Here is a 24,668-nt window from a genome sequence, read left to right on the forward strand (position 1 = left end):
CCATGGAAATCTTTGAACACCTCGCAACCGGATTTATGGCTGCAGGCTCGCTACAGAACCTGATGTTCTGTCTGATCGGCGTCGTCCTCGGTACGCTGATCGGCGTTCTTCCCGGCATCGGGCCCATTCCTGCGCTTGCCATCCTGCTGCCGATCACCTTCGGGCTTGACCCGCTTTCGTCGCTGATCATGCTGGCGGGCATCTATTACGGGGCACAATATGGCGGCTCCACCACCTCGATCCTGGTCAACATGCCGGGCGAGGCTTCTTCGGTCGTCACCTGTATCGAGGGGCATCAGATGGCCCGCAAGGGCCGTGCGGGTGCAGCGCTCGCGATCGCCGCCCTCGGCTCGTTCTTTGCCGGCACGATCGGCACCGTCTTCATCGCCGCCTTCGGTCCGCCCCTCGCCTCGATCGCCCAGCAGTTCAATTCGCCGGATTATTTTGCACTGATGCTGCTCGGTCTGGTCATGGCGATCGTCCTGGCGCACGGTTCCGTTCTGAAGGCCGTCGCCATGGTGCTGATCGGCCTGCTGCTCGGCCTCGTTGGCACCGATATCAACACGGGTCTTACCCGCTATACATTCGGCCTTTCGGGTCTGTGGGAAGGTATCGACTTCCTGCCGCTGGTTCTCGGCCTCTTCGGCATCGTGGAAATCATCCGCAACCTCGAGAACCCGCCGCCGCCGCGCGAAGCGATCAGTACCCGCATGCGCGACATGTGGCCGACCAGGAAGGAATTCAAAGAAGCCTATCCTGCCGCCCTTCGCGGCACGGGCCTCGGCTCCCTGCTTGGCATCCTGCCGGGCGGCGGCGCGGTTCTTGCCTCCTTTGCCAGCTATACGCTCGAAAAGAAGATCTCGAAGAACCCGCGCAAGTTCGGCACCGGCGCTGTCGAAGGGGTCGCGGGTCCGGAAGCGGCCAACAACGCCGCCGCCCAGACGTCGTTCATCCCGCTCCTGACGCTCGGTATTCCTTCCAACCCGATCATGGCGATCATGATGGGCGCGATGATCATCCAGGGCATCCAGCCGGGTGCGGCCGTCATGACCACCCGCCCGGACCTTTTCTGGGGCATGGTCGCCTCGATGTGGATCGGCAACCTGATGCTTGTCGTCATCAACCTGCCGATGATCGGCATCTGGGTGAAACTGCTGTCGGTTCCCTACCGCCTGCTCTACCCGGCGATCCTGCTGTTCTGCGCGATCGGCGTGTATTCGACCAGCACCGAACCGTTCATGATGGTCCTGATGATCGTCTTCACGGTCTTCGGCTACATCCTCTTCAAGCTCGGCTGCGAGCCTGCGCCCATGGTGCTCGGCTTCATTCTCGGTCCGCTGATGGAGGAAAACCTGCGCCGTTCGCTGGTCATCTCGCGCGGCGATCCGACGATCTTCATTGATCGTCCGATCTCGGCCACGCTTCTGGTGGCGACGGTCCTGATGCTTTGCCTGATCATCTTCCCGCAGTTCCGCAAGACCCGCGAGGAGGCGTTCCAGGAGGAATAGCAGACATTCCCAACAGTTTTTTGGAGGAGGAGCCAATGACTGAACAACATCTGAAACTGACAAGACGCACCCTGATTGCGGCGGCGGCCATGGCCGCCGTTGTCCCGGGTGTCTCGTTCGCACAATCCAGCTATCCCAACAGTACGATCACCTTCGTATGTGCCTTTCCGGCCGGCAGCGGGGCCGACGTTCTGGTCCGCTTCTTCTCCGAAAAGGTTGCGACTGTCTCCAAGCAGACGGTGATCGTCGAAAATAAGCCGGGGGCCAACGGCAATATCGCCGCCGAATATGTCAGCCGCGCCAAGCCCGACGGCTACACGGTCTATGTCCATTCCGGCACGTCGACAGCCGCCAACATGTCGCTGTTCAAGAAACCCCCGATCGACGTTACCAAGGCGTTGCGCGGCGTTCAGTTCATCAACAAGCAGCCCTTCATGATCGCCGTCGCGGCAGACAGCCCGATCAAGGACATGAAGCAGCTCACCGAGCACCTGAAGGCCAAGGGGGGCGATGCCACCTACGGCTCGACCGCGACCTCGGGCAAGGTTCTCGCCGAAGTCTACCTGCAGCTGGCGGGCGTCTCGGCGACCGAAGTCGCTTACAAGACCGGCCCGGATTCCCTGAACGACATCACCAGCGGCCAGCTCGATTTCGCGGCGCTCGATCCGGTCTTTGCGCTCAGCCAGCAGCGCGAGGGCCGCCTGCGGCTGCTTGCGGTCGGCTCGCCGCAGCGGATGAAATCGACGCCCGAGATTCCGGCCATCAAGGAATATGGCCTCAATGTCGACCAGCTCGGATGGTGGGGTGTGTTCGTGCCGGCCAAGACGCCGGACGATGTCGTTCTGAAGCTGAACTCGCTGTTCCAGGAGGTGCTCGACAAGCCGGAAACGGAAGCCTTCCTGAACAAGTTCGGTGGAGATGTCTACAAGGGCACACCCAAGGAGGTCGACGAGCTTCTTGTGAAGACCGTCGAGGAGTGGCGTGCCTATGTGGCGCTGGCGAAGATTCCGCAAAACTGAGGCTTCTTCAACGGGCTTCACGGAACCTTTGCTACGGGAATGACTGGGGCATTCAAGGGAGGACTTGTGCCTATGACGACTGAAATCTCACGTAGAAAACTGATGATGGCGACCGCCGCCGCCGCGCTCGCACCCTATGGTGCATTCGCGCAGGGTGCTTATCCGAACGGCCAGATCACTTTCGTCTGCGCCTTCCCGGCAGGCTCCGGCGCCGACGTTCTGGTCCGCTTCTTTGCCGACAAGTTCGCCAAGGTCTCCGGCCAGACCGTGATCGTCGAAAACAAGCCGGGCGCTGCCGGCAACATCGCCGCCATGTACACCGCCCGCGCCAAGCCGGACGGATACACGATCTACGTCCATTCCGGCACCTCGACGGCGGCCAACATGTCGCTGTTCAAGGCACCGCCGATCGACGTCGTCAAGGAGCTGCAGACGACCTCCTTCATCAACAAGCAGGCCTTCATGTTCGTCGTGGCTTACGACAGCCCGATCAAGGACATGAAGGAACTGACCAAGGTGCTGAAGGAAAAGGGCAACAACGCCAGCTACGCAACTGCTGCCACGTCCGGCAAGGTTCTTGGTGAAATCTACAAGCAGGTCGCCGGTGTCGATCCGGTCGAAGTCTCGTTCAAGGACGCCAAGGATTCGCTCAACGACATGCTGAGCGGTTCTCTCGACTACGGCGTCCACGACCCGGTCTTTTCCTTGTCTCAGGCCAACGAGAAGCGTGTCCGGATCCTCGCGACCGGCTCGCCGATCCGGCTGAAGTCGCTGCCCAACATCCCAACCGCCAAGGAACAGGGCTACGACATCGACCAGCTCGGCTGGTGGGGGTCCTTCGTTCCGAAGGCAACCCCGAAAGCGGTGGTCGACAAGATCAACACGCTGTTCAACGAAGTCCTGGGGCAGCCCGACACCGTCGCCTTCCTCGCGAAGTTCGGTGGCGACGTCTTTGTCGGCACCCCGGACGAGGGACAGGCACTGCTCGCCAAGACTGTCGAGGAATGGAAGACCTACGTGGCCATGGCCAAGATTCCGCAAAATTAATCAACCGATTCGAAAGGCCCTCTCGCCATAGTGCGGCAGGTTCTTTCGCAGGGACCCTTACGAACCGCCATAGGAGATGAAAAGTGACAAAATGGCTTAAGAAGATCGCGCAGGCCACCGCCGCCGTGGCGATGCTGGCAGTCGCGCAGATTGCAACCGTTACGCCCGCCCAGGCTGCCTATCCGGACCAGACGATCACCTTCGTCTGCGCCTTCCCGGCAGGTTCCGGTGCCGACGTTCTCGTGCGCTATTTCGCGGACAAGGTAGCCAAGGTCGCCGGCGCCACGATCATCGTCGAAAACAAGCCCGGCGCACTCAGCAACATCGCCGCTGAATACACGTCGCGTTCCAAGCCGGACGGCTACACGATCTTCGTCCATTCCGGCAACTCGATCGCCGGCAACATGTGGATCATGAAGAAGCCGCCGATCGACGTCGGCAAGGACCTGATGACGATCGCCACCATTAACAAGCAGGCCTTCATGATCGCCGTCGCCAAGGACGCGCCCTACAAGGACCTGAAGGAATTGACCGCCGCCATGAAGGAAAAGGGCGACGGTGGCTCCTATGCCGTCAACGCCACTTCGGGCAAGGTCATGGCCGAAGTCTACAAGCAGAAAGCCGGCCTCGAGACCGTTTCGGTCCAGTACAAGACCGCTGCCGACTCGCTCAACGACATCACCAGCGGCGCAATGGACTTCGGCTCCTACGATCCGGTCTTTGCCCTCGCCCAGCAACGCGAAGGCCGCTTCCGTCTTCTCGGCGTCGGCTCGCCGGAACGCATGAAGGGCGCTCCGAACATTCCGACCCTGAAGGAACAGGGCTTTGATATCGACCAGCTCGGCTGGTGGGGTGCCATGGTTGCCAAGGGCACGCCGGAAGACATCACCACCAAGATCAACGGCTGGTTCAACACCGTTCTGCAGCAGCCGGAAACACAGAAGTTCCTCGCCGACCAGGGCGGCGACCCCTTTATCTCTACCCCGGCCGAAGCCCAGGCTCTGATGATCAAGACGATCGCGGAGTGGAAGGACTACGTCGCGATCGCCCAGATCCCGCAGCAGTAAGACCTGCTGAAGCAGATAAAAAAAGCCGGTGGAAACGCCGGCTTTTTTTCGTTGCGGAGAAGGAGAGCAAGACCTGCCATATCCCCTCGGGGAGGCATTCAGATGTCAATCGCGATAGCTCGGATCGATCCGGTCCAGCTTCCTCAGCATCGCAGGCCATTCCTTCAGCCCCGGCTTGGCCGGCGACATCTCGTACATATGGGCGGTTAGTTCGGCGATCTTTTCTTCGGGAATGCTGAGGCCTTGCGGCTGGGCGGCCATGGCCGCGAGCTGGGCGCGGGCGGCTTTTTCCAGCCAGAAAGTCCATACGAACGCCTCGCCCACACTTTCGCCTGACGTCAGTGTGCCATGGTTCTTGAGGATCATGTTCTTGTGCGGGCCGAGGTCGTGGATCAGCCGTTCCTGCTCTTCCATGTTGAGCGCCAGCCCCTCATAGCCGTGATAGCCGATGCGGTTGTAGAAGAACATCGAATGCTGGGAGAGCGGCAGCAGGCCGCAGTCGAGCATGGAAAGCGCCATGCCTGCCTCAGTGTGCAAATGCATGACGCAGTTCAGCTCGTGGCGCGCCTTGTGCACGGCGTGGTGAATGACGAAACCGGCGCCGTTCACCGGATAGTCCGACTTGCCGATTATCTTCGCCTCGTGGTCGATCTTGACGAGGTTACTCGCCTTGATCTCGTCGAAGGCCATTCCGAACGGGTTGATCAGGAAGTGGTTTTCCGTGCCCGGTACGCGAGCCGAGATATGCGTGTAGATGAGGTCGTCCCAGCCGTAGAACGCCGCGAGCCGATAGGCGGCGGCGAGATCGACACGGACAGCCCATTCCTCGTCGGTGACCGAGGCCCGGTCGAATTCGGTGATGATTTCCTGCCCGTTGTCCTGTCCTGCCAGTCCGATGACGTGACGTTGAAATGCCATGTGACATCCTCCCTATAGTTCAAAGGCCCAGATCGCGATCGGGATCACCGGTGTCGGCAGCGGCGCTCCCTTGAAAAACGCCTCGACATTTTCGACCAGCAAAAGGGCCATGGCGAGGCGGGTTTCCGTGGTGGCGCTGCCCTGGTGCGGTGTCATGATGACATTCGGCATCCACAGCAGCTTTTCCGAAACCCTCGGCTCGTTGGCGAACACGTCCAGCGCCGCAAAGCCCAGTTTCCCGGTTTTGAGCGCCTCCACCAGTGCCGCCTCGTCGACGATCGAACCGCGTGAGACGTTGACCAGCGTGCCCTGAGGTCCCAGCGCCTCCAGCACCGCGCGGTTGACGACGTTCCTGGTGTCCTCGCCGCCGCGGCTGGCGATGACGAGGAAATCGCTCTCTTTCGCCAACGCGACGAGGTCCGGCATGTAGGTATAGGGAACAGGCTTCTGCCGCGGGCCATGATAGGCGATGCGCATCCGAAAAGCGGCGGCCCTTTCAGCAATCGCCGCGCCGATATTGCCGAGCCCGACAATGCCGATCGCCTTGTTCTTGAGCGACCGGCCGAGCGGCACTTTGGCAGCGATCGTCGTCCATCGGCCGTCGCGGATATATTGGGTCTGGGGTACGATATCGCGGGCGGAAGCCAGCATCAGGGCCATGGCGAGGTCGGCGACGTCATCCGTCAGCAGGCCCGGCGTATTGGTCACGCCGATGCCGCGCGCCTTGATGGTCGGCATGTGGATGGAGTCGATGCCGATGCCATAACAGGCGACCAGCTTCAGGTCGGGGAATTTTGCAAGAACATCCGCATTGGCGCCGACGCCGGGATCGGTGACCAGTACCTGCACGCCCGGCATCTCACCGCGGGCAACCACGTCAGCGACCGACATTCGCCGTCCGCCCATGCCTTCGAGCGTCGATACCACCGAAACCGGCAGGACCGCCGTCAGCACGACGATAGGCATATTTTTCTTATCTGATGTCACGGAAACGATGCCCTCCCAGGATCGAAATCTTGGGCCCGACTTTATACGGCTCCCTGCCATGGCGATAGCTATTTTCGTCGATGATGAACGGAATTCGTCATCAACGGATTATCCGTGAATGAACTTCCAGGGGCTCACTTCGCTTTCGAGCGACAGCGGGACTTCGATCAGCCACGGACCGCCGCGGTCGATCGCAGTCTCGATTGCCCCACGCAATCCGTCCGGCGTATTCACCCGGACAAAATCCACATGGAAGGCGGCAGCCAGCTTGTCGAAGTCCGGGTTTTTCAGCTCCGAACCGACCAGCCTTCCGCCAAAGCCCTGCTGCTGGTCGCGCTTCACGTTGCCGAAGGCGGAATTGTTGAAGACGACGGCGATCACGCCGATGCCGTATTGGGCGGCGGTCGCCAGTTCCTGGGCGGCGAACATGAAGCCGCCATCGCCGGATATCGAAACGACCGGCACGTCCGGCCGGGCAATCTTGACGCCGAGCGCGGTCGGAAATCCGAACCCGAGCGTACCCTGAAAACCGGTCGAAATGAAAGTGCGCGGCTCATAGACCGGATAGCAGTACCAGGAAGCAAAGCCGGACTGGCAGACCTCCTCGACGAGGATGCCGTCATCCGGAAGAGCTGCACGGATTGCCTGCAGATATCCGTAATGCGGCGAGATTTCCTGGATGGCCTGCGCCGTTTCCGCCCGCGCCTTTCGGATCGTTTCCCGCCAGTCGTTCGAAGGCGAACGCGGCCTGATCTCTTTGAGCAGGGCATCAAGCGAGGTCTTTGCCCGGCCGAGCACGCCGAGTGCCTCTGGCGTGCGGGTCAGTTCCTCCGCGTCGATCTCCAGCCGGATCACCGGCACGTCCGGCCTCGGTTGCCAGCGCCAGCTCGGAACTTCGAGCCGGCTGCCGATGCCGATGACGCAATCGACCGTCGGCCAGAGCTTTCGTGCTTCAGCGATGGTGAGGCCGAGTTCGTGGCGATTGGAGACGACGCCGCGTCCGGAGCGGAAGGCGACGACCGGAGCGTGCAGCAATTCGGCAAGCCGCAGCACTTCCTCACGGGCCTCGAACGCGCCGGGGCCGACGAAGATCATCGGCCGCTCCGCCCTGCCGATTACCGGTGCCGCCTCGCCGATCGCTACATCGGCAACCGGATCGGGATGTGTTTCGAGCGCCCGGGCGATCTCGAATTCGCCCTCCGCCACGAACTGCTCCCAGGGCATTTCAACCGTCGCCGGGCCGGGCTTCAGCGAGCGCATTTCTCGAAACGCATGAGCTATTGCTGCGGAAACCTCCCCCGCCCTGTCGGCGCGTTCAGCGGACTTGGCGATGCCGGCGAGAACGGCGCGCTGGTCGCGCATCTCGTGCAGATGGCCGCGACCCTTGCCGAGAAAGGCGGTCGGCACCTGACCGGTCAGGCACAGAACCGGCTCGTTGCAGCCCCAGGCGGTCAGCAGCGCGGCGCCGGTATTGAGCACGCCCGGCCCCGGCACCACCGAATAGACACCGGGATTGCCCGAGGCGCGGGCGTAACCGAACGCCATATAGGCGCACGCCTGCTCGTGCCGCGGCGTGATCACCCGCATGCCGTCCCGCTGCAACGCGTCGAACAGGCCGTAGAGCTGGGCACCCGGTATGCCGAAGACGGTATCCACTCCATGCGCACGGAGCGATGCGGCGATGGAATCGCCCCCGGTGATGATCATGTGAGATTGCCTCTCTCTTGTTTGCCCTCACCCTCTCCCCGAGGGGAGAGAAGATGTCGGCAGGCGGATGGAGGGGGCGGCCGCCTGACGCAGAATCTCGGATCACAAAGTCTTACGCGGCGTCGGGTCCAGATTGAACAACTTCGCCGCATTCAGCCCGAGAATATTCCGCTTTGCCTGCTCGCTCAGGAACGGCAGGTCGTAGATTTCCTGAGGCAGGTCGAAATCGAAATGCGGCCAGTCGGATGCGAAAAGCAGCTGGCTCTCAGCATTGATCATCTCCAGCGTCAGCTGAAGCGCCTTCATGTTGACCGTTTCCATCGGCTGGGTCGTGTACCAGCAGTTTTCGCGCATATATTCGCTCGGCAGCTTTTTCAGCTGTGGCGCCTCGGAAGGCCGCATCAGATACTGGTCGTCGAGACGCTGCATCAGGAAGGGGATCCAGGCCAGGCCGCTTTCCACCCAGATGCTCTTCAGCTTCGGAAACCGTTCCGGAATGCCGTTGAGGATCCAGTTGGTCATGTGCACCATGTTGCACCAGACGAAGCCGAGCGCGTGCATGCCGAGGAACCGGTTGATGGTCGACAGCGACTGGTCCTGCCAGTGATAGGCGGCGTGGAAGGCAATCGGCAGGTTGCGCTCTTCGAGCATCGCGTAGACGCGCATGTAGTCGTTATGGTGCACCGGCTTATGGCGGGTGGAAGGCACGCAGAAGCCGATGACGCCCGGCTGGTCGGCGAATTCCTCGATGGTGCGTTCCGCTTCCTTGGGCACGTTGAACGGCAGATAGGCGAGCGTCTTCAGCCGGTCGTCCTTGGAGAGCACCTTGTCGATCAGCCAGCGATTATAGGCGCGGCCGAGATAGACTTCCATTTCCGGCTGCGGATGCAGGCCGAGCGTCAGCATCGGCGTCGGGAAGAGGACCATATAGTCGACACCGAGCGCCTTCATCGCCCGTCGCGACAGCGTCACGTCGCGATGCACACCGTCGTCGACCTGCTCGCGAATGCCGGCCTGGTGCGGAATGCGGCCGCCGACATCCTGATATTTAAGGCCCATATCACCGTTGAGGCCATAGGAAGCGGTGCCCATCTTCTCGTCGTGGAAGAGCATCGCCTGGTGTCGGATGACCGGGTCCTCGATATATTGCACCAGCTCGTGCCAGGAAATCGTCTCGGTGTGGTGGGCGTCCACGTCGCAGATCAGCCAGTCCTCGAAACCGCGCTTCCTGGCTGCTTTGTTGGCATGCGCGAGGATGTCGCGCGTATCGGTAAAGACATCGATCTGCTGCACCGGCAATTCGCGGGCGCGATCCTTGTTGGAAATATCCATGTTCGCTCTCCTCAGGCGAAAGAGTGGATTTCTAAGCGTGCCTACAGTTCGTCCGGACGGCGGCGGTACCAGAGCGCCAGCTCCATCGGCCCGAGATGCAGGGCGCGCAGGATTTCCGAAACGGCCGACAGCGCTTCGGTAGCAGTCACGGTCTCGTCGCGGGTGCCGGTCAGCGGCCGGAAGGTGCGCTCCTCACCGTCACTCTTGGCGACATAGAGGCGGATCGCCGCCGTCATCATTCGCGCCACCGCCTCGTCGGAAACACGCGACGCTTCGCCGTTCTCCAACAATTCGGCCGTCGCCTTCTCGATCTCCGCGGTAGCGTCCTCGATCCAGCCATAGGGGTCGTTGCGCCCAAGGGGACCGTTGCGAAACGTGGGTTCAGAGGACGACATAAATCTGCCCCTCCCGGATCGCCAGCTCGGCGCGGTGCAGGCGGTATTTGGCCGGCCCGGCATTCCGGCCGGTCTCCAGGTTGAATTCCCAACCGTGCCACGGACAGGCCACGTGCATGTTCTCCTCATTATATTGAAGCGTCCGCACCTCTTGCCTTTCGTCGACAGGCTCGATGACTTGCGGATAGATGCGGCCCTGACAGATCGGCCCCTGCCGATGCGGACACATGTTGTGCCAGGCATGCAGTGCACCCTTCACCCGAAAAATGCCGATCTCCCGCTCCCCGCAGGCGACGACCTTGCGACCGCCGTCGGCAATCTCATCCTCCGAACAAACCAGATATTCCGCCAAGGTTCTCCTCCCTTCCTTCGCGCCGATTTCAATATTCTTGAAATCATTCAGTTATATTGTATAAAGATGATTGAGGACGTCAAGCGGAGAGGTCATGGACGCGTCGGTAAAACAAAAAACGGCAAGCAAGGGCCCGGAAACAAAGGGCGCCGGCATCCAGTCGCTTGAAAAGGGACTGAAGGTGCTGACGGCAATCCAGCATGCCGGCCGCGCCATGCGGCTGAACGATATCGCGGCTGCCGCCGGCATGACGCCGAGCATGGCGCATGGTTACCTCGTCAGCCTGGTGCGCACGGGTTTCGTCGCTCAAGACCGGCTTTCCGGCCTTTACGATCTTGGCGATTCGGCATTGCAGCTCGGCCTCGCCTCGCTCTCGCGCACCGATTTTCTCAGCCTTGCTCGCGCGACGATTTCGCAGCTTGCCGCCGAGCTCGGCGAGACGGTGACGCTGGCGGTGTGGAACGGCGATGCGCCTGTGGTGGTCGACAAGATCGAAGGCCGTTCTGACAGCGTCTATGAGATCAAGGTCGGGTCGCTGGTGCGCCTATGGCCGACTGCGACCGGCCGGGTCTTCATGGCCAACCTGCCGAATGCCGAGTGGGAACATCACCTGCGCGCCATGATGCACCAGGATGGCGAAGGGGAAGCCTCGGCTGCGCGTTTCATAACCGAACTCGCCGATGTGCGCCGCGAAGGGTACGCCGCAACGCTTCCTGCCACAGTGCCTGACTTCTCTGCCGTTGCCGCTCCCGTCTTCGATCACCGCGCGCACCTGAAAGCGGTCATCACCGTGCTCGGCCGCCAGGACGGCTTCGATATTGCGCCTTCCGGCATGCCGCTGACCGCCACGCTACGCGCTGCCAGATCCCTGTCGATGCGGCTCGGCGCTTCAGGAAGTTGAGGGTTTCGTGCATCGCGACTTGTGCGGCTGCATTTTCTCCGCTACCCCGCTCATATAACCGTTTGAAGAAGGTCGCCGCATCGTGATGGCTGAAGACACGAAGCCCGAAGAAGCAAGCACCAGCGACTGGGTGATGCAGCAGCCCCGGGCAATCTACTTCCTGAACCAGGCGAATCACGCCGTGCGCAGCCGGCTGGACGTAGCCCTGTCTGCACTGCAGATGACCGGTATTCAATATACGGTGCTGAGCGTTATCGGCAGCCGCGAAGGCCTTTCCTCGGCCGAACTCTCCCGTCGTTTCTTCGTGACGCCGCAGACAATGAACGAGCTGATCGGCGGGCTGCAGCGCCGCAATCTCATTACCCGGAAGGAAGACCCGGCCAACCGCCGCATCCTGCGCATGAGCCTGACGACCGAGGGCAAGCGGATGATCAAGGCCTGCGATGCGGCCGCCGACGCTGTCGAACGGGAAGTGTTCTCGTTCCTCCCCCAGGAAAGCTACCAGCAGCTGCGCGACCTCTGTCGCCTCGTCGCCCGCAATCTTCGCGAGCGCGACGAACCCTCCAAGGGCGACTGACAAGGATTACCGCTGCCCCTGGAAGCAGGCCGCCGGCGGGGTGCCGATGCCGGCGTTCGAGACCGGCGCACCGAGCCGGCCGAATGTTGGCGGGTGCGACGTGGAACCCAACATCCATAGCTGACAATACATTGCCGACGATTGGCCCGACATGACCGAAAGGGAGGGGCCGACGCCCTGCCCTGGGATCAAAGTGCCCGTCCGACGGCCCGGTCGTTTTCGAGGCGGGCGATGCAGCCGGCGAGCTTTGCCAGCAGAAGATCGAAATCGATCGGCTTGGTCAGATAGTCCGCCGCCCCTGCCCGCAGACCCGTCAATACATTCTCCTTGTCGGTTAAAGCCGACAGCAGGATGAAGGGGATATTGAAGAGCTCGGCGTGGTTCATCTGGATTTCTGCCAGGAGCTGATGACCGTCCATGACGGGCATCGAAATGTCGCAGATAACGATGTCCGGCCAGTACGACAGGATGGCTTCCAGCCCCTCCTGCCCGTTGGCGGCCTCCAGAGTTGCAAACCCGGCGTCCGTCAGTTCCTCGACGATGAGCTGACGAATATCCGCTTCGTCGTCGATGCATAATACGGTGATCATCCTGCTGTTCCCTAAGCTGCTCGTTTGATGAGATTTGCGAGCGGTCCCTTGTTGGGGAGCGCCACCGTGAATGTTGTTCCCCGGCCGAGTGCGCTTTCGACCGAGATCGAACCGCCATGCAGGTCGATAATCTGCTTGACGAGGTTGAGGCCGATGCCGGTGCCGGCAATGCCGGTCGCGCTGCGGGCTCGGTAATAGGGCTGGAAAAGCTTCGGCAGGTCCTCTGCATCCATGCCGATGCCGGCATCCTGGATAGACACATAGGACATGCCGTTTTTCGTCGAGGTCCGAATATGGATGTCCGGCGCCTGGGGCGCATATTTCACGGCGTTCGAAAGCAGGTTGGTGAAGACCTGCTCGATCGTGGTCCGATCGGCAAAGATCGTCTGGGGCAGATGCGAGAGGTCCCGGTGAATCGTGTGGGACCTGCGAACATCCATTTGTCGGGCGCAGCAGGATTCGATGATCTCCGCCAGCGAGAGGCGTTCCGGCTTCAGTGTGGTCTTGCCGGTCTCCAGCCGGCCCGCCGACAGGATGCTCTCCATCAGGTCCACCATGCGCAGCACGGCGGACCGGATCTGGGCCGACTTTTCTTCCACATATTCGGGCTTCTGGTTGGTTTTCGTGCGCGACAGGCGCTGCGCCGCAGCATCGATGATGGCAAGCGGCGTGCGGAATTCATGAGAAGCCATGCTAACGAACTGACGCTGCAGGGCGTTCACATGCCGTTCCTGCGCCAAAAGCCTGTCCAGTTCCTCTCGCTGCCGCTCGATCTCCGTTGTCCGGAGCCTGACGCTTTCTTCGAGCTGATCGCGGTGGCGCATCAGTGCCAGGCGGCTCTCGGACAGATCAAGGGACGTCTTGCGCAAGCCCCTGCCCAGGAAGATCACCACGCCCATCGCCACGATGATGCCTGCAATGCCGACCGGCGCGATCTGCTCGATGAGCATCAGGCCCGGCCGGACGGGCTGCCATGCCATGTATCCAATCGTCGGGCCGGCCGTGGCTATGACCGGAATGGCCGCGGTCGATTCGGCCGCGTCGGCTGTAAAATGCAGCGTTTCGATCCGCGCGTAACGAGCGATTTTTTCGACCGCGCTGGTATCCAGAAATCTTACGGCGACCGCGATGAATTCCTGGCCGGCCTCGACCGAGACCTCGTCGCTGCTCGGGATGATCGGCCTTGCGCTGACGACGGCCGGCCGGCCGGCAATCGAGAGGATCTTCTCCGCGAAAATCCCGGTAAGCGCCGAGGAGCCGGAACCGCCGACTGCGATCCGTTTGTGAAGCATCGCACGGATGTCTTCCCGCAAGGCGGCCGCAGCCCTTTCATCGTCGAGAAAGGTCAGGGGCGCAATATCCTCGCCGTCCCGCATGGCGAAGACCAGCTCGTCCCGCTCGTTGAACAGATAGGTGCGGTCGTGGCTGAAATACTTGTGCACCCATGTGCCGATATTATCGGCAATCCATTGGTGATCATCCTTGGCAACAAGCAGGACCGCGTCGTTCCACACCGTGACGCTTTCCAGTTCATGCTGCACGGCTTTCATCTGCTCATCGAGGCCCTGTTCGACATAGCCCTTCTGGCGGATCAAGGCGAGATCGTCTACCTTCGCCGAGGCAAGCCACATGAAGCCGGCGAGAAGCAGAGCCGTCAGGGCCGTCAGCAATGTCAGCACGATCGTGACGTGCGATGTGATACGGATGTTCTGCTGCATAGCACCGCCTTCTCTCGGCGCACCATGCATCCAAAACATTACATTCCGCTAAATTTTGAATGCCAAGGTTGAACCGAGTATTTTCCATACAGCCAAGGGTGTGGCACCGAGCGGGTGGTTTTCCTGCGGCGTCGGACCGATTCCATTGTGGGAAAGAAACTACGCCGCTCTCCCAGCTATAGCCAGGAAGCCGGGTTTTTTGGCAATCGGCCGTCGGGATCCGTGATCGTCAGCTTCGGCTGGTCTTTGCCGTTCCAGCGCCAGAGGGCGACACAGGTTCCGCCCGGAGACATGAAGGATGGATAGACAACGCCGTCGCGGCCCTCCTGGAGCAGCCTCTCCCTGAGGAGATGCGTTGACGGCAACCGCCCGGTGTCGAGATCAGCGCGCCATTCACAGCGATGGATCGACACGTCAACACCAAGGCAGGCCAGAATCTCCGGATTGGTCAGATCCGCCAGCCGCGCGCCGTCGAGCCGAAGCTGTGCGATCAGGGCCGGGTGCTGGACGAAACCCTGGTTGTACTCTGCCCAGGCGGTGGAAAGCTCGCGCGCGGCATAGATGGTCGCCGCGCCGAGCGGGTTCCAGCGCCCGCCGAAACGGGCGGCGCCGTCGCCGGAAAGCGGCGCATGCGCCCAGCGGGGCACATAGGCACGCCAGAGGATTATGGGTTCAGGCATAAACGCCGGAGCGTACCGCCTCCAGATAGGCGAGCACCTTGTCGGCCTTGCCTTCGCCGACAAGATCGTAAGCCGTCTTGCCGGCCCAGCCCGGGATCGGCTGGTGCTTGAACCAGATCGCCGCGCGGTTTTCGTCGCCGGCCATCTCGCTTGCCATCGCCAGGATGCGCACGACGGGGCTCAACGCCAGATCGACCTTGCGGGCACCGCTTTTTGCCGTCAGCGTGTTGCGGGCGACGCCGATCAGTTTTGCCAGTTCCGCCTGCGTCAGGCCGAGAAGATCGGAGACCCGCCGTGCCGACAGAAGCGCGGACTGGGGTTCACGGAAAGCAGCGGCGCCGATTTCAAAAGCATGAGCCATGAGAAGTCTTGATCCAATTTTTGATCACCGATTGCTCAATATGAGCCCAACTTCCGCTCATTGCAAGCACCGCTGCTAATCGTCGTCGTCCTCCAGTTCCGGCTCGACGAAATCATCGACCGGCAGCGTGCGGGTCAGCAGTCCGGCATCCTCCAGCATTTCGGTATCCGGCAGGTCGCGCAGCGTGTCGAAACCGAAGGCGGTGAGGAAGGCAGGCGTGGTGATATAGGTATAAGGCGCACCGGGAGTCGGACTGCGCGGGCCGGAGGCGAGGAAGCCGAGCTGCCGGAGCGTGGCGATCGTATCGCGGCTCACCTCGCGCCCGAAAATCTTCGAAATTTCGGCGCGCGTCACCGGCTGGAAATAACCGACCGTCATCAGCACCAGCGCCTGGTGATCGGTCAGGTCTGCCGGAGGGGCGTTGGCGGTGCCTGAGGCATGGATGACATCCGCAAACTCCGGCCGGGTGCGATGCTGCCAGCCGCCGGCGACCGCGACGAGTTCATAGGGCCGGCCGGCGATTGCCTCGCGGATTTCCTCGATGATCGCTTCGATATCGCAGTCCTCTCCGACGACGCGCTCCAGCGCCTTTCGGGTGACGGGTTCGGAAGAGGCAAAGATCACCGCCTCTATCCGTGCCGCCCATTGGCGATGCCGCCCTGCCTGCGTCAGGTGGAGAAGTTCCTTGTCGATGACGATTTGCCGCGCCCGCTTCGCCATGCTCAGAGCCCGTAGATGCGGAAGGTGGAGCGGCCGGAAAGCTCACGGACCGCTTCCAGCTGCTGCAGCCGTTCGAACAGCCGGCGCGACGCGAAACGGGAGAGGTTCGGCGTTTGCAGGGAGCCTGAAACGGCGTCTTCGGAGAGCAGCAGGCGCAGCCCATCCTCCGCTCCTTTCGCACGCAGCTTCGGCGTGACGAAGGCAAGCCGGTCGGCGCGCCGGGCAATCTCGGCCGCCAGCCGGCCGGCTTCGGTCGCGGCATGCACCAGGGCAAGGCAGATCGCCCGCTCGAACCCCTCTTCGCCGGGCCGGATGCGACCGCGCCCACCCTCGGCGCGGAACACCGAAGAAAAGCGCTGGCTCATCAACAGCGGCACCGGCACGGGCCAGCGCAGCTTCTGCGCCAGAAGGAGATCGGCGAGCCACCAGCCAAGCGCTTCGGCATCCGGGCGGATCGTGTACGCCTCGCGGACGATCGCCGCGGACGCGAACGGCGCGGCTGATCCGGTCAAGGCGAGGTCATCGACAATCTGCGTGAGCGTTGCAAGCGGCTCGTCCCATTTGATGCCGAGCATGCCGGCCGTCATCTGCAGCACATCCGCATCGAGCACGGTTGAACGAGAGCCAAGCCGCTTCCAGGCGGAAAGGATCTGCCCGGCAGGGCCGGGATCGTCCCCCGGCTTTCGCAATAGCCACGCGTCTCGCAGCCCCGCTTCATCCTCCGAACGCCCCGCAAGCCGCACCGCTGCCGACGCGCATTTCAGCGCCAGCCGCTGCCGCCAGGCGCCGGCCCAGTCAGGCTCGGCACGCACGATCTGATCGAGCGGATAAAGCGCCCCACCGGCCATGAATGCTGCGTCCGCGGTGTCGGCGCCAAAGCTCTGAGGCCCCGCCCAGCGAGCTGCCGGCATGGGCTGAAACGGCGTTTTTGGTATTGTGGCCTTGGGAATCATGGCGGTGAGCGTAAATGCTATGTGCGCTTGTGGCTATCGATCGCTCAGCAATCCGCACCGTCAGTCGGCGGATTTACACGGTTATTTGCGCTTACGGGCGCCGCCTCGAAAGCGCCGAAGATCGGCAAATGTGCCCCCGCCGCCATCGATCAATAGGAGTTGAGTTTTGCGGATCGCCGCGCCGCCCTACATAGGGTGAGGCTGGCCAAGGAGGATTTCAGTTGTCGTTTAACCGGATGATTGCATCTCTCGCCGTAGTCCTTGCACTTTCGGCGCCGGTCCAGGCGCAGCAGCAGCGCGGTGGGGACGATAACCGCGAGCGCGGGCGCCAGGCGGAGCAAGGTAGCGGTGGCGGCATATTCAGCCTGATACCGGCGGATTCCACCACCGAACACGTCTTCAAGGGCCCTTCCGGCGACCTGCCCTACACCGCGACGGCCGGCACGCTCGATCTGTTCGGCCAGGACGGCAACCGCTCGGCAAAGATCTTCTATACCGCCTATATCGCCAGGAACCGGGCACCCGGCAGGCCCCTCACCTTCGCCTTCAACGGCGGCCCGGGCGCCGCCTCCGCCTATCTGCATCTCGGCCTGGTCGGCCCGAAAATCCTGGAATTCGGCGCGACCGGCGACAATGGCACGACACCTCAGCTGAAGGACAATCCCGAAAGCTGGCTCGCTTTCACCGATCTCGTCCTGGTCGATCCGGTCGGCACCGGCTGGAGCCGCGCCGCCAGCAATGACGCAGCCGGCGCCTATTACGGCGTGCGGCAGGATGCCGACAGCCTGTCCAAGGCGATCGCGCTCTACGTCCAGAAGAACAACCGACTCGATGCGCGGAAATACCTGCTCGGCGAAAGTTATGGCGGTTTTCGCGCCGCCAAGGTCGCCGTGTCGCTGAAGAACAGTCAGGGGATGCTGGCTTCCGGTATCATCATGCTGTCGCCGCTGGTCGAAGGCCGGTTCCTCGCCAATTCCGACGATCCCTTGAGTGCGGCGCTGCAACTTCCCTCGCTCGCAGCGGCTGAGCTGGAGCGCCGCAACCAGTTCACGCCGGAAAAGCTCGTGGAGGCCGAGCGGTTCGCGATCGGCGATTATCTCGTCGGGCTTGCCGGCCCTTCGCCCACCGGCCAGGCGGCAGAGACATTCTATGGCCGCGTGTCGGAGATCACCGGTATTGCGAGGGATGTCGTCGCCCGCACCCGCGGTTTCGTCGGCGATGTCTATGCCAAGCAGATGGGCGGCGCTGGGAAAGTCGTCAGCCCCTACGATGCTTCCTATTCGGTGCCGGATGCCTATCCGGAAGATGCCGTCACCCGCAACGACGACCCGATCCTCGAAGGTTACACGCGCGCCTATGGCGCCACCTTTGCCGCCTATGCCCGCAACGAACTCGGGTTTGCGACAGAAATGACCTACTCGCTGCTGAACGAGGAGGTGAACCGTCGCTGGGAATGGAACGGCAGCCGCGGCGGAGACTCCCGTTCGCTCGCCAGCGCTTCCACCGATATCCGCGACCTGCTCTCGGTCATCCCGTCCTTCAAGCTGATGATCGCCCACGGATATAGCGACGCGCTGACGCCTTATGGCGCCAGCCGCTACGTCATCGACCACCTGCCGCCCGACCTCGCAGCCGGCCGCGCCGAGCTCAAGGTCTATCGCGGCGGCCACATGTTCTACACCAGGCCGGATTCGCGCAGGAGTTTTGCGGAGGACGCCAGGACGTTTTACGAGGCCAGCGCGACGGATTGAATTCGCCGGTTGATCGATGACAGCAAGGTCACCGTGATGTGATGCGCCGCGCCTTGCTGGTCCGGGCTCGAAACCGCTAATAGCTCACACACGTTGATTTTCAGAAAGATTTTTCGGTCCATGACCAGCGAATACCAGATGTCGCGGCGCGCCTTCGTTATCGGTTCCGTCTCGATGACCGCAACACTTGCCGGCTGCGCCACCACCGCTGAGCGAGCGCCGGTCCCGGAAATGGCCCGCCGCCCGATCGAGCCCCCGAGCGAAGCGGAATTGCAGGCCAGATATGCCGCCGTCGAGGACGGCGGCCATCTCCTGCCGGCGATCCCCTATAAGCAGATCGACCCGAAATATTATCGCCAGCGCGTGGTCGATCCGACCGGTGAACTGCCCGGCACGGTGGTCGTCGACACGCCCGGCCGTTTTCTCTACGTGGTGGAGCCCGGCGGCACGGCGATGCGCTACGGCGTCGGCATCGGCAAGGACGGTTTTGCCTGGCAGGGCGAAGGCGTCATCCACTGGCGCCAGCCCTGGCCGCGCTGGAAGCCGCCGAACGAGATGGTCGCGCGCCAGCCGAGCCTCAAGAAGTTTTCCATCGAGAACGGCGGCATGGATCCGGGTATCAAGAACCCGCTCGGAGCCCGCGCGCTCTACATCTTCCAGAACGGCCAGGACACGCTCTACCGCCTGCACGGCTCGCCGGAATGGGCCTCGATCGGCAAGGCGACGTCATCGGGTTGCGTGCGCCTCGTCAATCAGGACGTCATGGATCTCTATACGCGCGTCCCCTACCATGCCCGGATTGTCGTGCATCAGGATGTGCTGAAGGCCGTTCCTGCGGTATGACACGGCTGCCGCGACGATGTTGTTTCACCGCCGCTGCATGATGTAAGAAGTTCGGCGCCGCATCGCGGGAAGCGCGGGAAAAGAGGCGGGAGGCCTGAACTGGATTTGGACGAGGAGACGCCGCAATCCGATGCGCCGACGCCGCGCATGTTGTCCTGGGCGCGCAATTCGACGATCTATCGCATCGAGCGGCGGATGCACACGGAAAAGCAGCTCTTCGACGCCATAACGCGAAAGGCACGCCAGAAATTCGAGGATATCGGCGAGGTCCAGGTCAGGGCGCTCGCTGAGTTCGCCGTGAAATTCGCCTATGACAACAAGGCCCTGGATGATGAAGCCTTTGCCGCAATCAGCACCCGCTCGGGCATGCGCGGCGGCAGGTCGAGGCGGGCCATTGCCCAGAAATTGTCGCAGAAGGGCGTGGCGAGCGTCACCGTCGCGGCCGCCATTGCCGAGGCGGATGATTTCCATGCGGCTCTCATCCTCGCCCGCAAGCGCGCCTTCGGGCCGTTTCGCAAGAGCGAGCTCGACGAAAAGCGCAAGGCGAAGGAACTCTCCGCCTTCGCCAGAGCCGGGTTCAGCTTCGATATCGGCAAGAAGATCTTCGAAATGTCGCTCGGTGAAGCCGAGGAAGCGCTGGATGCAGGCCGCCACCTTTAGGTTCGATCGACCTGCGGCCTGCCGTCAGGCCTGTTTGAGGGCAGGATCGTCAAGCGCCGGATTGTAGAAGAGCGAGAGCGTCAGGCTTCGTGCGATACGCTCCGCCGTCGCCATGAACCAGGCCTTCGCCTCCTGGGTCGGAGCAATGTCGTCCAGCGTCGCGGCAAACAGCTCCAACCATTTCGGGAAAAGCTCCGGCGTCATGTTGGCGACGCCCGCATGCGCCTGGACCGGCTTTCCGCCATAGGCGCCGTTGCGGAAGGCGACGGAGGACCAGAAGCTCTTCATCTTCGCCATATGCTCCGGCCACCGCCCGGAAAGCCGTGCGTCGAAGACAGGCCCCAGTTCCGGATGCGCCAGAACACGGCCATAAAACGTATCGACCAGCTTGCCGATGAAGGCATCGTCGATGCCGATCGCCTTCATTTCCGCTTCCGCGCGTTCCCGGATCGCTGCGATATGCGCCGCGCGCCCCTGCAATTCGTCGCTCATCTCAAAACCTTGGTTCCGCTGAATTTGCGGCTCGTCCTATATAGGCTTTGCGGATACCGGGACCAAGGTCCAACAGCCAGTTGCGACGATCTGACAAGTGCCTGTTCAACCGGGAGATTCCCCCTCTCCTGTCGGGGAGGGGGATTTCCAGATTAAACCCGCTCCAAAGCGACCGCGATGCCCTGCCCGACGCCGATGCACATCGTGGCGAGCGCGTATCTGCCCTTGCGCAACGACAGCTCGAGCGCCGCCGTGCCGGAAATGCGGGCACCGGACATGCCGAGCGGGTGGCCGAGCGCGATCGCGCCGCCATTCGGGTTGATATATTCGGCGTCTTCCTGGAGGCCGAGTTCGCGCAAAACGGCGATGCCCTGGCTCGCAAAGGCTTCGTTGAGTTCGATCACGTCGAAATCCTTCGGCGAAATGCCGAGACGGGCGCAGAGCTTCTGAGTGGCCGGAGCCGGACCGATGCCCATGATGCGCGGGGGAACGCCGGCGGTCGCGCCGCCCATGATGCGGGCGATCGGAGTCAGGCCATATTTCCTGGCCGCCGCTTCCGAAGCAATGATCAGGGCTGCGGCGCCGTCGTTGACGCCAGAAGCGTTGCCGGCGGTGACCGTGGCGCCTTCGATCTTGTTCAGCACCTTGAGCTTGGCGAGAGCTTCCATGTTGGTCGCGCGCGGATGTTCGTCCTTCGAAACGACCACCGGATCGCCCTTGCGCTGCGGGATGGTCACCGAGGTGATTTCCTTGGCGAGACGGCCGTTTTCCTGGGCCGCCGAGGCTTTCGCCTGGCTGCGGACGGCAAACGCGTCCTGGTCCTCGCGGGAGACCTTGTAGTCGATCGCCACGTTGTCGCCGGTTTCCGGCATGGAATCGACGCCATACTGCTTCTTCATCAGCGGATTGATGAAACGCCAGCCGATCGTCGTGTCGTAGATCTCGGCATTGCGCGAGAACGCGGTTTCGGCCTTCGGCATCACGAACGGCGCTCTGGACATGCTTTCGACGCCGCCGGCAATCATCAGCTCGGCCTCGCCGGCCTTGATCGCGCGGGCGGCGGTGATGACCGCGTCCATGCCTGAACCGCAGAGACGGTTCATCGTCGTGCCGCCAACGCTAACGGGCAGTCCGGCAAGCAGCGACGCCATGCGGGCGACGTTGCGGTTGTCTTCGCCGGCCTGGTTGGCGCAGCCGTAGATGACGTCGGCAACCGCTTCCCAATCGATCGAAGCATTGCGCTCCATCAGCGCTTTCAACGGGATTGCGCCGAGGTCATCAGCGCGCACGGAGGAAAGCGAGCCGCCGAAACGGCCGATCGGGGTGCGGATATAGTCGCAGATAAAGGCTTCGGTCATGATCTTCTCTCTTACAGTTTTGGCACGACAAGATCGGCGACGGGGCCATCGATATGCAGGCGCGCGCCGGTCATGGCCTGCAGTTCTTCGACTGTCATATCGGCCAGCTTTTCGCGCAGGACGAAATGCTTTTCGACGATGTCGATGACGGCATGGCTCGTATAGACCCGAGTGATACAGGCAACGCCGGTCAACGGAAAGGTACAAGCTTCAACTAATTTCGGCTCGCCGTTCTTGGTGACGTGCTCGGTGATGACGCAGACCTGCTTGGCGCCGTGCACGAGGTCCATGGCGCCGCCGACCGCCGGAACGCCCTTCGAGCCGACACGCCAGTTGGCGAGGTCGCCGTTCTGGGCCACCTGCAGCGCGCCGAGGATGGCGACGTCCAAATGGCCGCCGCGCACCATGGCGAAGCTGTCCGCATGGTGAAAGAAGGCGGCGCCCGGCTTCAGCGTCACGGCCTTCTTGCCGGCGTTGATCAGATCCCAGTCCTCTTCGCCCTGCTTCGGCGCTTCGCCGAAATTCAGGATGCCGTTTTCGGTGTGGAAGATCGCTTCACGGCCCGGAGGCTGGTAACGGGCGACCATTTCAGGAAAGCCGATGCCGAGGTTCACATAGGCGCCGTCCTGGATGTCCTGGGCCGCGCGCCAGGCGATCTGGGCGTTGGAGAGCTTGATGTCTTCTCGCGTGTTGACGGTCATACGTATGCCACTCCGGCTCGGATGAGCTCTTCTTCCTGTTGTGGGTTCGGAACTTCGACGACGCGGTCGATGAAGATGCCGGGGGTTACGACATGTTCGGGATCGATGCCGCCGGGCGGAACGATCTTCGACACCTGCACGATCGTCTTGGCGGCAGCCATGCACATCAGCGGGTTAAAGTTGCGGCCGGCCTTGTTGTAGGTGAGGTTGCCGAGCGGATCGCCCAGCTGCGCCTTGACGATGGCGAAATCCGCCTTCAGCCAGCGCTCCTGCACATAATGGCGGCCGTCGAACTCGGCGATCACCTTGCCGTTGGCAAGTTCGGTACCATAAGCGGTCGGGGTGTAGAAGGCCGGGATGCCGGCCCCGCCGGCGCGGATGCGCTCGGCCAGCGTGCCCTGCGGCACGAGTTCGAGCTCGATCTGACCCGCCAGGTATCGGTCTGTAAAGGCACGCGGATCGGACGATTTTGGAAACGAGCAGATCATCTTCCTGACCATGCCCGCGTCGATCATCGCGGCAATGCCGATGCGACCATTGCCGGCATTGTTGTTGATGACCGTCAAGTCCTTGATTCCCTTGTCGATCAGGGCATGAATCAGCTCGATCGGCGCCCCCGATCCGCCAAAACCGCCGATCATGATGGTCGCGCCATCACCGATCCCGGAGACGGCTTCCGCCGTGCTCCCGATTGTCTTGTCCATACGGGATATCTCCTTCGCTATCGTCGGCGGAGGTGACCGCCGTGCCTCGGGGGAAGAGATAGATCAGCGCGGGATAGACAGCAAGCCATTTGTGCGATAATTGACCTTTGTTCATATACCGCACATATTGTGTGAACCAATGATGCGGAGATGGGCACATCCTCGCCATCACACATTGCCTCGAAGGGGCCGGTTCGGGAGAAACCATGCAGGAAACGGATTTTGTCAGCGGTTTCGCACGAGGACTGAAGGTCATCGAGGCTTTCGGCGAGACGACGCCACGGCTGGCGATCGCGGACGTGGCGAAGGCGACCGGGCTCGACCGCGCGACGGCCCGCCGCTGCCTGCTGACCTTGGCCGAACTTGGCTATGCCGACTATGACGGAAAGTTCTTCGTGCTGACGCCGAAGATTTTGCGGCTCGGCCATGCCTATCTCTCCGCCACCCCCCTGCCCCATATCGTCCAGCCTTTCCTCGACAAGCTCGCCGAGGAGGTTCACCAGAGCGCATCCGCAAGCGTGCTCGACGGCACGGAAGTCGTCTATATCGCCCGCGCCTCGCAAAAGCGGGTCATGTCGATCAACCTGATGCCCGGCAGCCGCCTCCCGGCCTATTGCGCCTCGATGGGTCGCGTGCTGCTGGCGGCCATGCCCGAGGACGAGGCCCGTGCGCTTCTCAAGCAGACCAACCTCAGACCCTTCACGCCGCGCACCCTCACCGACCCTGCCCGGCTGATGGAAGAGCTTGCCCGCGTCCGCGAAGAGGGCTTTGCCGTCATCGACCAGGAGCTGGAACTCGGCCTCTGTTCGATTGCCGTGCCGCTGGAAAACGATCGCGGCCGGGTGGTGGCCGCGATCAATATCGGTGCACCGGCGGCAAGCGTGCCCGCGGCGGAAATGGCCGAGCGCTATCTGGAACCGCTGAAGGGCGTCGCGAGGCTCCTGAAATCCCTGCTGCGCTGAACCTATCAGCGCAGTGAATCGATGAGGCCGGATCGATTCAATCATGTCGTTGGACGGCAGAATCCAGACTTGCGATTCTGCCGGCATGACCAGCGAACCGCTTCTCCTCACCCGCCGCGACCCCGCCAGCAACATGGCCCGCTTCTATGTGCTCACCGTCGAACCGGACCTTTTCGACGGCGCGGCGCTGACCCGCAACTGGGGCCGTATCGGTACCAAGGGCCGTTTCCGCATAGATCTGTTTGGCTCGCGGCAGGAGGCGGAACGCCGGCTTGTGGCGCTTGCCCGCGGCAAGGTGAGGCGCGGTTATCGGCAGGGGGCCTGGGCCGGCTGACAGTTCTCGACTTCGGGCCGCACCCGCTTGG

The 24,668-nt window shown here is 62.3% G+C and carries 27 protein-coding genes; 11 read left to right on the plus strand and 16 right to left on the minus strand.

All coding sequences use genetic code 11. The features are described from left to right. Nucleotides 1–2 precede the first annotated feature (2 nt). The 4 genes from ACSQ8R_RS29780 to ACSQ8R_RS29795 all read left to right on the plus strand — a co-directional run bounded on the left by ACSQ8R_RS29780 (nucleotide 3) and on the right by ACSQ8R_RS29795 (nucleotide 4,641). Nucleotides 3–1,508: a tripartite tricarboxylate transporter permease gene (locus ACSQ8R_RS29780; RefSeq protein ID WP_436256932.1), complete on the plus strand. Its 1,506-nt coding sequence runs from the start codon at nucleotides 3–5 to the stop codon at nucleotides 1,506–1,508. 35 nt (nucleotides 1,509–1,543) lie between these two features. After that, nucleotides 1,544–2,527, plus strand: a complete 984-nt coding sequence (locus tag ACSQ8R_RS29785; protein WP_436256933.1) for a Bug family tripartite tricarboxylate transporter substrate binding protein — start codon at nucleotides 1,544–1,546, stop codon at nucleotides 2,525–2,527. Between the two features lie 72 nt (nucleotides 2,528–2,599). Then, nucleotides 2,600–3,574: a Bug family tripartite tricarboxylate transporter substrate binding protein gene (locus ACSQ8R_RS29790; RefSeq protein ID WP_436256934.1), complete on the plus strand. Its 975-nt coding sequence runs from the start codon at nucleotides 2,600–2,602 to the stop codon at nucleotides 3,572–3,574. A gap of 83 nt (nucleotides 3,575–3,657) precedes the next feature. After that, nucleotides 3,658–4,641, plus strand: a complete 984-nt coding sequence (locus tag ACSQ8R_RS29795; RefSeq protein ID WP_436256935.1) for a Bug family tripartite tricarboxylate transporter substrate binding protein — start codon at nucleotides 3,658–3,660, stop codon at nucleotides 4,639–4,641. A gap of 105 nt (nucleotides 4,642–4,746) precedes the next feature. On the opposite strand, the gene ACSQ8R_RS29800 is transcribed toward ACSQ8R_RS29795, so the two are convergent. The 6 genes from ACSQ8R_RS29800 to ACSQ8R_RS29825 all read right to left on the minus strand — a co-directional run bounded on the left by ACSQ8R_RS29800 (nucleotide 4,747) and on the right by ACSQ8R_RS29825 (nucleotide 10,332). Beyond that, complete coding sequence (locus ACSQ8R_RS29800) at nucleotides 4,747–5,559, minus strand: class II aldolase/adducin family protein (protein WP_436256936.1); 813 nt, start codon at nucleotides 5,557–5,559, stop codon at nucleotides 4,747–4,749. Between the two features lie 12 nt (nucleotides 5,560–5,571). Then, nucleotides 5,572–6,525 (minus strand): 2-hydroxyacid dehydrogenase, encoded by a 954-nt coding sequence (locus tag ACSQ8R_RS29805; protein ID WP_436256937.1) that lies wholly within the window; start codon nucleotides 6,523–6,525, stop codon nucleotides 5,572–5,574. Nucleotides 6,526–6,654: 129 nt separating this feature from the next. After that, a complete protein-coding gene (locus ACSQ8R_RS29810; protein WP_436256938.1) occupies nucleotides 6,655–8,253 on the minus strand; it encodes a thiamine pyrophosphate-dependent enzyme in 1,599 nt (532 codons plus the stop codon). A gap of 102 nt (nucleotides 8,254–8,355) precedes the next feature. Continuing rightward, nucleotides 8,356–9,585, minus strand: a complete 1,230-nt coding sequence (locus ACSQ8R_RS29815; protein ID WP_436256939.1) for an amidohydrolase family protein — start codon at nucleotides 9,583–9,585, stop codon at nucleotides 8,356–8,358. A 41-nt stretch (nucleotides 9,586–9,626) separates the two neighbouring features. After that, a complete protein-coding gene (locus tag ACSQ8R_RS29820; protein ID WP_436256940.1) occupies nucleotides 9,627–9,980 on the minus strand; it encodes a hypothetical protein in 354 nt (117 codons plus the stop codon). Further along, nucleotides 9,967–10,332, minus strand: a complete 366-nt coding sequence (locus ACSQ8R_RS29825; RefSeq protein ID WP_037084914.1) for a Rieske (2Fe-2S) protein — start codon at nucleotides 10,330–10,332, stop codon at nucleotides 9,967–9,969. Before ACSQ8R_RS29825 ends, ACSQ8R_RS29820 begins: the two co-directional genes overlap by 14 nt. 94 nt (nucleotides 10,333–10,426) lie before the next feature. Here ACSQ8R_RS29825 and ACSQ8R_RS29830 point away from each other — a divergent pair, with 94 nt between their 5' ends. Then, nucleotides 10,427–11,233, plus strand: a complete 807-nt coding sequence (locus ACSQ8R_RS29830) for an IclR family transcriptional regulator (protein ID WP_436256941.1) — start codon at nucleotides 10,427–10,429, stop codon at nucleotides 11,231–11,233. 85 nt (nucleotides 11,234–11,318) lie between these two features. Next, complete coding sequence (locus ACSQ8R_RS29835; protein ID WP_436256942.1) at nucleotides 11,319–11,810, plus strand: MarR family winged helix-turn-helix transcriptional regulator; 492 nt, start codon at nucleotides 11,319–11,321, stop codon at nucleotides 11,808–11,810. A gap of 188 nt (nucleotides 11,811–11,998) precedes the next feature. Here ACSQ8R_RS29835 and ACSQ8R_RS29840 read toward each other — a convergent pair whose 3' ends face one another. From ACSQ8R_RS29840 to ACSQ8R_RS29865, 6 genes are all read right to left on the minus strand, one after another. Next, nucleotides 11,999–12,400 carry a response regulator gene (locus ACSQ8R_RS29840; RefSeq protein WP_436256943.1) on the minus strand — a complete coding sequence of 134 codons (402 nt, stop codon included), beginning with the start codon at nucleotides 12,398–12,400 and terminating at the stop codon, nucleotides 11,999–12,001. A gap of 11 nt (nucleotides 12,401–12,411) precedes the next feature. Beyond that, the gene (locus tag ACSQ8R_RS29845; RefSeq protein ID WP_436256944.1) at nucleotides 12,412–14,118 is read right to left on the minus strand and encodes an ATP-binding protein; all 1,707 of its coding nucleotides are present in this window, start codon (nucleotides 14,116–14,118) and stop codon (nucleotides 12,412–12,414) included. Nucleotides 14,119–14,294: 176 nt separating this feature from the next. Then, on the minus strand, nucleotides 14,295–14,798 hold the full coding sequence (locus tag ACSQ8R_RS29850; protein WP_436256945.1) for an RES family NAD+ phosphorylase: 504 nt from the start codon (nucleotides 14,796–14,798) through the stop codon (nucleotides 14,295–14,297). Continuing rightward, on the minus strand, nucleotides 14,791–15,159 hold the full coding sequence (locus tag ACSQ8R_RS29855; protein WP_345926599.1) for an antitoxin Xre/MbcA/ParS toxin-binding domain-containing protein: 369 nt from the start codon (nucleotides 15,157–15,159) through the stop codon (nucleotides 14,791–14,793). The genes ACSQ8R_RS29850 and ACSQ8R_RS29855 overlap by 8 nt, the downstream gene beginning before the upstream one ends. Nucleotides 15,160–15,234: 75 nt before the next feature. Next, nucleotides 15,235–15,879 (minus strand): SMC-Scp complex subunit ScpB, encoded by a 645-nt coding sequence (gene scpB / locus ACSQ8R_RS29860; protein ID WP_436256946.1) that lies wholly within the window; start codon nucleotides 15,877–15,879, stop codon nucleotides 15,235–15,237. A 2-nt stretch (nucleotides 15,880–15,881) separates the two neighbouring features. After that, a complete protein-coding gene (locus ACSQ8R_RS29865) occupies nucleotides 15,882–16,790 on the minus strand; it encodes a DUF1403 family protein (RefSeq protein WP_436256947.1) in 909 nt (302 codons plus the stop codon). Between the two features lie 278 nt (nucleotides 16,791–17,068). Between ACSQ8R_RS29865 and ACSQ8R_RS29870 the strand changes: the two genes are divergently transcribed. The 3 genes from ACSQ8R_RS29870 to recX all read left to right on the plus strand — a co-directional run bounded on the left by ACSQ8R_RS29870 (nucleotide 17,069) and on the right by recX (nucleotide 20,086). Beyond that, nucleotides 17,069–18,583, plus strand: a complete 1,515-nt coding sequence (locus tag ACSQ8R_RS29870; protein WP_436257312.1) for a S10 family peptidase — start codon at nucleotides 17,069–17,071, stop codon at nucleotides 18,581–18,583. Between the two features lie 120 nt (nucleotides 18,584–18,703). Beyond that, complete coding sequence (locus ACSQ8R_RS29875; protein WP_436256948.1) at nucleotides 18,704–19,426, plus strand: L,D-transpeptidase; 723 nt, start codon at nucleotides 18,704–18,706, stop codon at nucleotides 19,424–19,426. Nucleotides 19,427–19,531: 105 nt separating this feature from the next. Further along, nucleotides 19,532–20,086, plus strand: coding sequence for a recombination regulator RecX (gene recX / locus ACSQ8R_RS29880; RefSeq protein ID WP_436256949.1), 555 nt, complete (start codon nucleotides 19,532–19,534; stop codon nucleotides 20,084–20,086). A 24-nt stretch (nucleotides 20,087–20,110) separates the two neighbouring features. Here recX and ACSQ8R_RS29885 read toward each other — a convergent pair whose 3' ends face one another. From ACSQ8R_RS29885 to ACSQ8R_RS29900, 4 genes are all read right to left on the minus strand, one after another. Further along, nucleotides 20,111–20,578, minus strand: a complete 468-nt coding sequence (locus tag ACSQ8R_RS29885) for a group III truncated hemoglobin (protein WP_436256950.1) — start codon at nucleotides 20,576–20,578, stop codon at nucleotides 20,111–20,113. A gap of 152 nt (nucleotides 20,579–20,730) precedes the next feature. Further along, nucleotides 20,731–21,936 carry a 3-oxoadipyl-CoA thiolase gene (gene pcaF / locus ACSQ8R_RS29890; protein ID WP_436256951.1) on the minus strand — a complete coding sequence of 402 codons (1,206 nt, stop codon included), beginning with the start codon at nucleotides 21,934–21,936 and terminating at the stop codon, nucleotides 20,731–20,733. Between the two features lie 11 nt (nucleotides 21,937–21,947). Then, complete coding sequence (locus ACSQ8R_RS29895; RefSeq protein WP_436256952.1) at nucleotides 21,948–22,637, minus strand: CoA transferase subunit B; 690 nt, start codon at nucleotides 22,635–22,637, stop codon at nucleotides 21,948–21,950. Then, nucleotides 22,634–23,341: a 3-oxoacid CoA-transferase subunit A gene (locus ACSQ8R_RS29900; protein ID WP_436256953.1), complete on the minus strand. Its 708-nt coding sequence runs from the start codon at nucleotides 23,339–23,341 to the stop codon at nucleotides 22,634–22,636. Before ACSQ8R_RS29900 ends, ACSQ8R_RS29895 begins: the two co-directional genes overlap by 4 nt. A 206-nt stretch (nucleotides 23,342–23,547) precedes the next feature. Between ACSQ8R_RS29900 and ACSQ8R_RS29905 the strand changes: the two genes are divergently transcribed. Together ACSQ8R_RS29905 and ACSQ8R_RS29910 are read left to right on the plus strand one after the other, a co-directional pair. Next, the gene (locus ACSQ8R_RS29905) at nucleotides 23,548–24,303 is read left to right on the plus strand and encodes an IclR family transcriptional regulator (protein WP_436256954.1); all 756 of its coding nucleotides are present in this window, start codon (nucleotides 23,548–23,550) and stop codon (nucleotides 24,301–24,303) included. A gap of 85 nt (nucleotides 24,304–24,388) precedes the next feature. Beyond that, nucleotides 24,389–24,637 (plus strand): WGR domain-containing protein, encoded by a 249-nt coding sequence (locus ACSQ8R_RS29910; protein ID WP_436256955.1) that lies wholly within the window; start codon nucleotides 24,389–24,391, stop codon nucleotides 24,635–24,637. Nucleotides 24,638–24,668: the final 31 nt, after the last annotated feature.

It is taken from the genome of Neorhizobium sp. LjRoot104, from assembly GCF_964253725.1.
Classification (GTDB): Bacteria; Pseudomonadota; Alphaproteobacteria; order Rhizobiales; family Rhizobiaceae; genus Neorhizobium.